Below are 8,241 nucleotides of genomic sequence, written 5' to 3' on the forward strand. Positions count from 1 at the left end.
GGGTTCCGCAACTTCGCGAACTACCGGATCAGGATCCTGCTCGCTGCTGATGGCACCCGTCCCTGGCGGACCCGACGGAAGAAGAAGAGGTCAGGCTGAACTTCCCACCATCAGATCCGAAGAGCCGGGATACGTCGGCGTGGTGGACCGAGACATGCCGACTCAGCTTTTCGAGAGGAGGTTCTCCCTGGCTCGGCCACCAGTCAGTGTAGAAGGGGTAGATCGGCGCCAGCGCAGCGCGAAGCCGCAGTTGCGTCCAGGGCACGAGGTCTGGGTCGAAGAGAACCTGCTCCTTCACCTTCGTGTACTTCCTGCCCAGGCTTCGGCTTACCGCGGTCTCGGTCACCGACACTGCTAGGGCTTGTGCTGCTTCGTGGTGCCCCTTGGCGAGGGCAGTCACGGCAGCCACGGCCAGCGGCTTCTGGCCGACCAAGGTGGCGTCATCGACATCGTCGAGGACCGAGTGGCAGTCCTCGGTCAGGTCCTCGACGTGTGTGAGGAGCACAGCCACACGAGCGTCGCGGTCGGGGGCCTGAAGAAGGGCCTCGACGATGGCCGGCCTCGGTACCCAGACCAGCGGGATGCCGTCATCGCTGACGATGGCGGTAACGAGGTCGATGTCGATGTCGACGCCGTCCCAGTTGGGCGGCTCGTCCTTGCGCAGGGACTCCAGCAGGTCGCTGAATGCGGGGTACCCAAGACGCGGCAAGAACGACGTCACGTCGACGCGCCCGAGGGCCGAGGCAGCGACGTCGTACCTGGGAAGCAAGGCTGCCACGTTGAACTGCGGCAGCAACGCGGCGAAGTTGAACTTGTCGAGCATCATCGGGGCCTGCGGCTTGGTGAGCTTGGTGATCATGTCGAGCTGCTGATGGAAGGCCGAGGACTCGGTCGAGAGCGAGGCGGCCGAGAAGGCGAGCCCTAGGCGGTTGGCGATGTCCGTCTGCGACCTGACCAGCTTAGAGCGACCGGCAGTAGGTGTCACGACGGGCCAGCACCCGGCGGCTGGACGGGGTCGGCGTGTCACGAGCCGGGGCGGACACGGGCCCCGGTGATCATGGAGTTCTCTACGCTTCAAGCTCACCGGAGAACCCGTGCCCGTCCTGCCATCATCACTGACCGAACCCCTGTGGGCCCAGTTCGCCACGCTGCTGCCGAACCGACCTGAGTTCGACCCCACCCACCCGCTGGGCTGCCACCGCCGCCGCATCCCCGACCGCGTCGTCTTCGACCTCGTCCTGGCCGCTCTGGTCCACGGCTCGGGGCTGGAACGCATCGCCGTCCCGGGCTGCTCGGACCGCACCATCCGCCGCCGTCTGCACGCCTGGGCCGCCGCCGGGATCGGGCACGACGTCTTCGCCCAGGCGTTGGTCGCCTACGACACGATGATCGGCCTGGACCTGACCGACGTGTCGGTGGACGGGTCCATCACCAAAGCCGTCGGAGGTGGAGAGTGCGCAGGGCGCAGCCCGGTTGACCGCGGCAAGGGCGGCACGAAGCGTTCGGTCCTGGTCGATGCGGCAGGGATCCCGCTGCACGTCGAGATAGCCGGCGCGAACTGCCACGACTCACCGCTGCTGGCGCCCACGCTGGCCGGGTTGAGCGCGTTGGGCCCGCTGCCGGAGCAGGTCACGGTGCATCTGGATGCCGGGTACGACTCCAAGAACACCCGGGCCCTGCTGATGGAGTTGGGGTTGCAGGGGCGCATCGCGATCAAGGGGGTGAAGGCGCCGATCCAGGTTGGCAAGCGGTGGCCGGTGGAGCGCACTCACGCCTGGATGAACGGGTTCGGCAAGCTGCGCCGGATCACCGAGCGCAGCCGGGCGGTCGTGCAGTTCTACACCGACCTGGCTGCTGCGATCACTGTCCTGCGGCGTCTGGTCAATGAGGCCCGCAAGCGGTACCGCTGGCCTGGGCGACCCACCACTCGTCGACTCCGATGATGCCCCTACTGCCGGTCGCTCTTAGTGATCACGTCTATCTGCTGCTGGAACGGTGACGAACCGAGCCCGAGTCGCTTCGCGATGTCCAAGCCCAGCGTCTGGGAGGTGACCCCAGCGGACGGCGGCATCGACTTCAAGACATCAGCAGGTGTCTCATCGAGTGCTGCCCTAGCTGCGCGCAGCGCCTCGGCGAGGTCGGGTCGTAGCCCATGCGGCTTGTCGTCGCGCTGACCCCCGTCACCATCATGCGTTTCTTCGCGCTGCTCATCGTCGCGCCCGCTCATGCTCACGACGCTAGTGCCCGCCTCGGACAGACCTCGGACACCGCACCCGCAGATAACCTCCTTTATCTCCGTATGCCTGTGAGCGGAGCCTTCTGCGCTCCACGCACGCGGATGCCAAGCTGAGGACGTGCCCAGCATTCGTCACCAGGCCTTCCTGAGCTCGACCTACCTCGACCTGGTGGCCGAGCGTGCCGCGCTCACGCAGGCGCTGCTGCGGATGCGTCAGGTCATCCCGGCAGGAATGGAGCTGTTCTCCGCGGACAGCCGCCCGCCGTGGGGAGTCATCACCTCGATCCTGGCGGACACCGACTACCTCGTCCTGGTCATCGCCGGCCGGTACGGCTCGGTGGACGAAGACGGGATCAGCTACACCGAGCGGGAGTACGACTACGCCATCGCCCACGGCATCCCGGTCCTGGCCTTCGTGCACAACGACCCCGGCGCCCTGCGTGCCGATGCCGTCGAGACAACGCAGACGGGCAAGCGCGCTCTGGCGGCCTTCCGGGCGAAGGTCGAGGGCGCGCACACTGTTCAGCGGTGGCAGACGGTGGATGAGCTCGTCCACGAGGTGACCCGCGCCTTGCACAACGCTTTCGTCGACCACCCCCGCCCGGGCTGGGTCCGAGGCGGGGAGGCGACGGCCTCCACCCCTTCAGCGGCAACCACGGCCGCGGGTGTGGTGGCGACGGCGGGTACCAGGGGCCCACAGCTGCAGCTGCAGGCCGCGTCCGCCGACGGCCGGATGCTGCAGCCGGTGACCTCGAGCGAGGCGCACATCGCCGCCTACGTGCAGGCCGCCGTGGACGAGCTGCTGGAAGAGCTGCCTACGAGCAACACCGAGAACGCCGGCGGCGGCCTGGACTTCAGCGCCGGGCAGTGGAACCTCGGTGGGATCCTTCGGCACCAGGCCAGCCTGAACGCACTGGAAGTGCACCACGACGAGGACCGCACCGAGGAGGAGTACCGCCAGGAGGTCGCGCAGTACGGCCAGAAGCTGGAGGCGGCTCTTCATGAGGCCCTCGATGACGTCGCCGCGCACGTCCTGGTGCCCTTCGCCCCAATCGTCACCAACCTGACCGAGCGCAACTACCAGCAGGTGCAGGTCGAGCTGCACGTGGAAGGTGACGTGCGGGCGCTGGAGCCGGGTGAGGAGGACGACGACCTGGACCCGCTGGCCCGGCTGCCGCGGCGACCGCGCAAGTGGGGGCCGTGGACGAGTTCGAAGCTGGCCGAGATGGTCTCGCAGATCGACTACAGACCTCCGAGGCTCGGGGGCTTCGGTGCTGGGTCATTCGCTTCCTCGGTGGAGATCGAGAACGGCGGCTCAGCGACGTTGCGCTACGGCGCGATCCATCTGCGCCCGGGAGCCGAGACGGCGCTGGATTCGGTCGTGCTGGTCGTTCCGGAGGGCACTGCGAGCCCGCTTCGCGCTACCTGGAGGGCGACGGCGACCAACGTGGATGGACAGACCCGCGGGGAGCTCGAGGTACCCGTGGAGGGCGACGCACTCGACCTTTGGGATGCACTCCGCACGACTTCGTAGCCAGCCGTTCATGCGTTGACCAGGAGCTACTCACAGACGCTCTAACGACCTAGTCAGGAATGCCATAGCAGAACGAGGTTCGGACGACATCACACTCCGTCTGGGAGGGCAGCGGCGGCACGCCCTCAAGGACCTCGTCAGTACATGATCCTTCCTGCGCCGCGGACCGGCCCGGTGACCGCAGGTGGCGATGCCTCGGGCTCGATGAGCCAGCGAAGCGCCGCCATTCCGCAGGCCATAGAGGGCCTGGCCCTATGCCGCCGCGGTCCCATTCCGCGAGTCGTTGCGTCCTACGGACCCCTTCACGGCACCGGGCCGACATCATGAAGCCCGTGGCCCAAACGACGCGCATCCCGCTGACCGACGACCTCGATGGCACCGAAGCCAGCGAGACGATCATCTTTGCCGTTGACGGCGTGGCCCACGAGATTGACCTTAACGACAAGCACACCCGCCAGCTGCGCGAGGCGGTCTCCCTGTACGTCCAGAACGGCCGCAAACTGGTCGTCCGCCGCAACGCCGGGACCACTCGGACTACACGGGGCACATCCAAGACCACGGCCGCTAGGCCGGCGACCGGCCCGACACCCAGCAAGTGCGGGAGTGGGCCAAGGAGCACGGCGTCGAGGTCTCCGACCGCAGCCGACTCAGCAAAGACCTGCTCGTCCGCTTTTAGGGAGCCAATGACTGAGGCCTTCTTAGTAGCGATCTTAATCCACCCAAATTAGGGCTGCAGCGACGACCCCAGTGATGCGCTACGAGCAGGTGTTGACGCAGCGTAAGGCCCTCAGCGGATCTTGAATTGAGCGATACTGTCTCACATGCGCCACCAAGTCTGCCATTCTAAGCTTCAAATTAGTTTGCTCATGCTCAATCCTTGTTTCGATTAACACGCTCTGCTGCTTTCTGGGCTCGAATGAAGGCGAATACGAGCAAGGCGGTGTAGGTCGCGATGCCCCCGATAATTGCTACGGCTGCAACTGGCTCCACGGCCGACGGAGGTACCACTAAAATAGCTAAGGCGGCACTCAGAACGACCGCTATCCCTACAGTTCCTGCGATTTTTGATAGTGGCCATGAGGATTTATGAGCGGCAAGCCACGCAGCATCGGATCGAGTTGTCGCATCAGATCGCATGCCGACCCAAGAGTTTCGTCCCAATTTATTCATTCTCGAGGGTTGAAGTTGCCACAGCGAGTAAGCCATCAGTAGCGCCAACACCAAAAGGGCGCTGAGATAACCAAATTTTCCCATGCGATATCTCCAATGTCGCTTTTAAAGACGCGAGTCGGATACCTGATCTTGACGGCTTTGAGTCACTGTTGGTGCACTACCCCGGGGAGGCAGCGAAACAGTTACCACCGTTGGGCGTGACGCAAGAACACCCAGCACACTCGCGATCATGATCAAGCCGAAACTCCATAGGCCAATCACAAGAATAATGCCGCCATGGAAAACCATCGTCAAAACCAAAGAGAATCGAGCCACTCTATATGGCAACAAGACCAGGATAGCGATCGCAATTTCCCCGATCATTGTCCCCCAGGTGATGGCAAGCGAAAGTAGCGGCTGACTTGTCGCCCAGAGCAGAAGGCCTTCTAGGGGGCCATCCACCCCAAAGAAGACTTGACGCGCAACATAGTATATAGCGCTACCTTCCTGCCATTCTGGAACGCTAAACTTGGCCACGCTCGCACTAATATAAATCCAGAAAATTTGTAGGCGAAGCCCCCAAGAGGCCGCCCATGAGATCGGCGTTAAAGTGGAGGTCTTACGGGAGGAGGTGTCAATAATCCAATGATTTCGACGATTATCCGACAATAGAATAAGTGCAAAGAATACCGTTACAACTTGAGCAGCCGCCTCACCTCCATCCGGAAGTTGTATAGCCGTACTGATAGAGAAAGTAACCCATACATGCAAGATTCCGGTGACCCTGGGCCAAAAACCACTGATCACCAAGATCAAGCCAGCTACTAGGGCCCACGAAATGTAACTAGCGTCAAACTCATCCAGGGCGCAGTACGCGGTCCATGCGTTGTATGCGTTACAGCTCGGCCCAGCGGGCTCAGTACCCACTGGGACAAAGAGGAAATTGGCCGGCGTAAAAACAAGAATACTGAGCTGAGCGACTGCAATTAAAGATCGAGCCCACGCGATATTCCTGCTGGTACGGACATCAAACCAGGCGATGCCGTCTGATACCCGTCTTAACGCACCCGAAGCCTTAGGCAGAATCGAGTACGCAGTCCTGGTAGGAGTCGCCGACATTAGGCACTCCCCGAACAATTAACTTCAAGAGCGACTGCCCGCACCGGAAGTCGTTTCTCATCGTATTCATTTCGGAAGACCCAGCGCACCGGTTCGGACTCGACCATCAGAATAGGTCCACAGATAGTTGGCGCCGTGGAGGTATTGATCACCGAAATTCTTTGCTTCGCGTCATCCAATGCGGCTGACGCGCAGTCATCCATGCTTGGCATGCTGCGACAATCAAACCAATCATCAATCGTATTGACGATGTTCGCCATTTCAGGTCCTTGAGCGCGCTGAGTCCGCTTAATCCCAAAGAAGTTGCTGGGGTTACTCTGCGGAAACTCAAGTGCCGACACAACTGAGCCGTCTTGTTCAACGTTGAAGGGTTGAAACTCATTATATGAGGGGGGTCGAGTGAAGAAAACCCAGCTTTGTTGAGCCAATTCCACACTCAACCTTCTAATTTTACTCCCGTCTCTCGCACTTAAGACGTTACTAGGAAGCGAGTAAAAGATGGTGGTAATTAAAACCGCCATCACTACAGCCAGGGAAGTAATACCGACTAGAACTGATGTCAAGCTAGGCTTCCGCTGACCAGAACCGTCAATCTGCATCAGCTAGACATGGCCTTTGCAAGATTCAACGTTACAATGTCCTTTTCCATGCTCGTCATTCTCTGGTACGGGTCAGTTTTGTCATCCAAGTAGGCGACGGGACCGACGACAAAAACTGCAGCAGCCGCAACGAACACAAATGTGGCGCCAGCAACATTTGCGTAGACTGCTCCATTCGCTACAGCAGCGATGTAGGCGACAGTGCAGGCTTTGGCCCCTCCATCGCACGCTCCTCGAGCCTGCACCATTTCGTCGGAATTAATTCCAAGGACATCCTGAGCAAATTCCCGGTATTTTTCCGTCAATCGAATCAAAGCGCGCTCGACTGCACGCGGATCACCGGTCTCCAGTGGCCTGCGAATTTCATTACTGAACTCTGGGTGGTAGTCCATGTAGAGCTGGACGAGATTGTCGAGGACAGCTGGGTCCGTCATCGGGCGATTAGGGTCGAAGCCCAACTGATTCAACAAATCAGGATGCTTTTGAGCAATTGGCCCCTGTCCAGCCAAGAGCAATTTCAGGACATCTTCGTCCGAGTATTTGTCTTTCTTAGGGAGAATTCCCTTCGCATTCTTCTTCTCGACAGTATTGTTGACGCTCTTTTCGTGGGCGGATGTGGATTTTCCGTCGGCCAGAGCGATACTGGGTGAAACTCCTAGAAAAACAGAGGCGAGAATGAGGGATGCGACCCCCTTTGTCTTTAGCTTTTTCGTAACACTGGAGGTTCGAGGGTGACCAATCAGGTTCAAGGTCTCACTCCGTAATCGCGTGAATGGACTGCTTGCCTAGGGCATTCGCACACTGCTGACGGATTTGACCCGCGAAACATCTAGCGTGATGGCCGAGCGGTCACATCCGGCACCAGGTACCGAGTACCGAGGTTGATCTTCTACTCGTAGGTGACTAACAGTCAAGTGGTAGTGACGCTTCGGACGCAGACCACCTGTCAGGCATAGCTCGTGCACGAGCTGACTAACTCACGAGCGACCCCGTGAACACCGGCCACGCCGCCACTGCGGCCTTGGCCGCCTGGTCCAACGTGACCGACATCTGGATGCACCACTGACCAGCACGCCGAGCTCGATGGATCTCGTCCGAGCCATCGAAGCGGTGACCTCGACGGTCGGTTTCTTCGCCGGTGACGGCCAGCAGTGGACCGGTACAGAACCGCGTGTGTGTGCTTGAGGCCCTTGCGGTTGCTCTTGATCGTCGCCAGCTGCGTCTCGTGATGTTGGGTCCTGATAGCCAGCCGCCAGGTCGTGAGCAGCTGGGCAAGGGCGCCGGTGAGGGAGACGCTGACGACGGCAACAGCGACGGGGTCCACGTCGGCGGACGCTAGCGATGAGCTGGTGATGCACCGTCAATGCAGACGGCATCACTCGCAACCGCTCCCCTCGCCCGCTCATCGACAGGTGTCCCGTCCGGGGGCTGCCCCGTCAGTCCTCTCGACGAGCTCATCACGCCACAGCGCGACTGGACCGTTCCCGATTCGGTGGACACTCGGATTGGCTGCCTGACCTGAAAGTAGGCGGTAGCAATGGGCTCGACCCGACGACACTTCACCGATGAGTACAAGATCCAGGCGGTAGCCTGCGTCCTGG

Annotated in this window: 9 protein-coding genes and 1 pseudogene; 4 read left to right on the forward strand and 6 right to left on the reverse strand. The window is 61.1% G+C overall.

All coding sequences use genetic code 11. The annotated features are described in order from the left end of the window. Positions 1 to 28 precede the first annotated feature (28 nt). Positions 29 to 859 carry a hypothetical protein gene (locus AB2L27_RS19840; RefSeq protein WP_370443222.1) on the reverse strand — a complete coding sequence of 277 codons (831 nt, stop codon included), beginning with the start codon at positions 857 to 859 and terminating at the stop codon, positions 29 to 31. 235 nt (positions 860 to 1,094) lie between these two features. Here AB2L27_RS19840 and AB2L27_RS19845 point away from each other — a divergent pair, with 235 nt between their 5' ends. After that, complete coding sequence (locus tag AB2L27_RS19845) at positions 1,095 to 1,943, forward strand: IS5 family transposase (RefSeq protein WP_370443223.1); 849 nt, start codon at positions 1,095 to 1,097, stop codon at positions 1,941 to 1,943. Positions 1,944 to 1,948: 5 nt separating this feature from the next. Here the strand turns inward: AB2L27_RS19845 and AB2L27_RS19850 are convergent, their stop codons facing one another. After that, complete coding sequence (locus AB2L27_RS19850) at positions 1,949 to 2,227, reverse strand: hypothetical protein (protein ID WP_370443224.1); 279 nt, start codon at positions 2,225 to 2,227, stop codon at positions 1,949 to 1,951. Positions 2,228 to 2,354: 127 nt separating this feature from the next. On the opposite strand from AB2L27_RS19850, the gene AB2L27_RS19855 reads away from it, so the two are divergent. The 3 genes and pseudogenes from AB2L27_RS19855 (at position 2,355) to AB2L27_RS19870 (ending at position 4,446) form a co-directional block, all read left to right on the forward strand. Then, complete coding sequence (locus AB2L27_RS19855; protein WP_370443225.1) at positions 2,355 to 3,770, forward strand: DUF4062 domain-containing protein; 1,416 nt, start codon at positions 2,355 to 2,357, stop codon at positions 3,768 to 3,770. A 323-nt stretch (positions 3,771 to 4,093) separates the two neighbouring features. Beyond that, positions 4,094 to 4,213, forward strand: a pseudogene (locus AB2L27_RS20175) (Lsr2 dimerization domain-containing protein); the annotation flags it as partial. 152 nt (positions 4,214 to 4,365) lie between these two features. Then, positions 4,366 to 4,446 carry an Lsr2 family DNA-binding protein gene (locus AB2L27_RS19870; protein WP_370443230.1) on the forward strand — a complete coding sequence of 27 codons (81 nt, stop codon included), beginning with the start codon at positions 4,366 to 4,368 and terminating at the stop codon, positions 4,444 to 4,446. A 194-nt stretch (positions 4,447 to 4,640) separates the two neighbouring features. Here the strand turns inward: AB2L27_RS19870 and AB2L27_RS19875 are convergent, their stop codons facing one another. From AB2L27_RS19875 to AB2L27_RS19890, 4 genes are read right to left on the reverse strand one after another with little or no spacing between them, the layout of a single operon-like run. Continuing rightward, positions 4,641 to 5,024 carry an SdpI family protein gene (locus AB2L27_RS19875; protein ID WP_370443226.1) on the reverse strand — a complete coding sequence of 128 codons (384 nt, stop codon included), beginning with the start codon at positions 5,022 to 5,024 and terminating at the stop codon, positions 4,641 to 4,643. Positions 5,025 to 5,045: 21 nt separating this feature from the next. Beyond that, the gene (locus AB2L27_RS19880; RefSeq protein ID WP_370443227.1) at positions 5,046 to 6,041 is read right to left on the reverse strand and encodes a sporulation-delaying protein SdpB family protein; all 996 of its coding nucleotides are present in this window, start codon (positions 6,039 to 6,041) and stop codon (positions 5,046 to 5,048) included. After that, positions 6,041 to 6,640: an SdpA family antimicrobial peptide system protein gene (locus AB2L27_RS19885; RefSeq protein WP_370443228.1), complete on the reverse strand. Its 600-nt coding sequence runs from the start codon at positions 6,638 to 6,640 to the stop codon at positions 6,041 to 6,043. The genes AB2L27_RS19880 and AB2L27_RS19885 overlap by 1 nt, the downstream gene beginning before the upstream one ends. After that, on the reverse strand, positions 6,640 to 7,389 hold the full coding sequence (locus tag AB2L27_RS19890) for a hypothetical protein (RefSeq protein ID WP_370443229.1): 750 nt from the start codon (positions 7,387 to 7,389) through the stop codon (positions 6,640 to 6,642). The genes AB2L27_RS19885 and AB2L27_RS19890 overlap by 1 nt, the downstream gene beginning before the upstream one ends. Between the last annotated feature and the right edge of the window lie 852 nt (positions 7,390 to 8,241).

The sequence above is a fragment of the Kineococcus halophytocola genome, assembly GCF_041276425.1.
GTDB lineage: Bacteria > Actinomycetota > Actinomycetes > Actinomycetales > Kineococcaceae > Kineococcus > Kineococcus halophytocola.

Excerpts from the sequence above, each read along its gene's own strand:
- AB2L27_RS19840 (WP_370443222.1), bottom strand. The coding sequence starts at position 859 with ATGATCACCAAGCTCACCAAGCCGCAGGCCCCGATGATGCTCGACAAG.
- AB2L27_RS19850 (WP_370443224.1), bottom strand. The coding sequence starts at position 2,227 with ATGAGCGGGCGCGACGATGAGCAGCGCGAAGAAACGCATGATGGTGAC.
- AB2L27_RS19875 (WP_370443226.1), bottom strand. The coding sequence starts at position 5,024 with ATGGGAAAATTTGGTTATCTCAGCGCCCTTTTGGTGTTGGCGCTACTG.
- AB2L27_RS19880 (WP_370443227.1), bottom strand. The coding sequence starts at position 6,041 with ATGTCGGCGACTCCTACCAGGACTGCGTACTCGATTCTGCCTAAGGCT.
- AB2L27_RS19885 (WP_370443228.1), bottom strand. The coding sequence starts at position 6,640 with ATGCAGATTGACGGTTCTGGTCAGCGGAAGCCTAGCTTGACATCAGTT.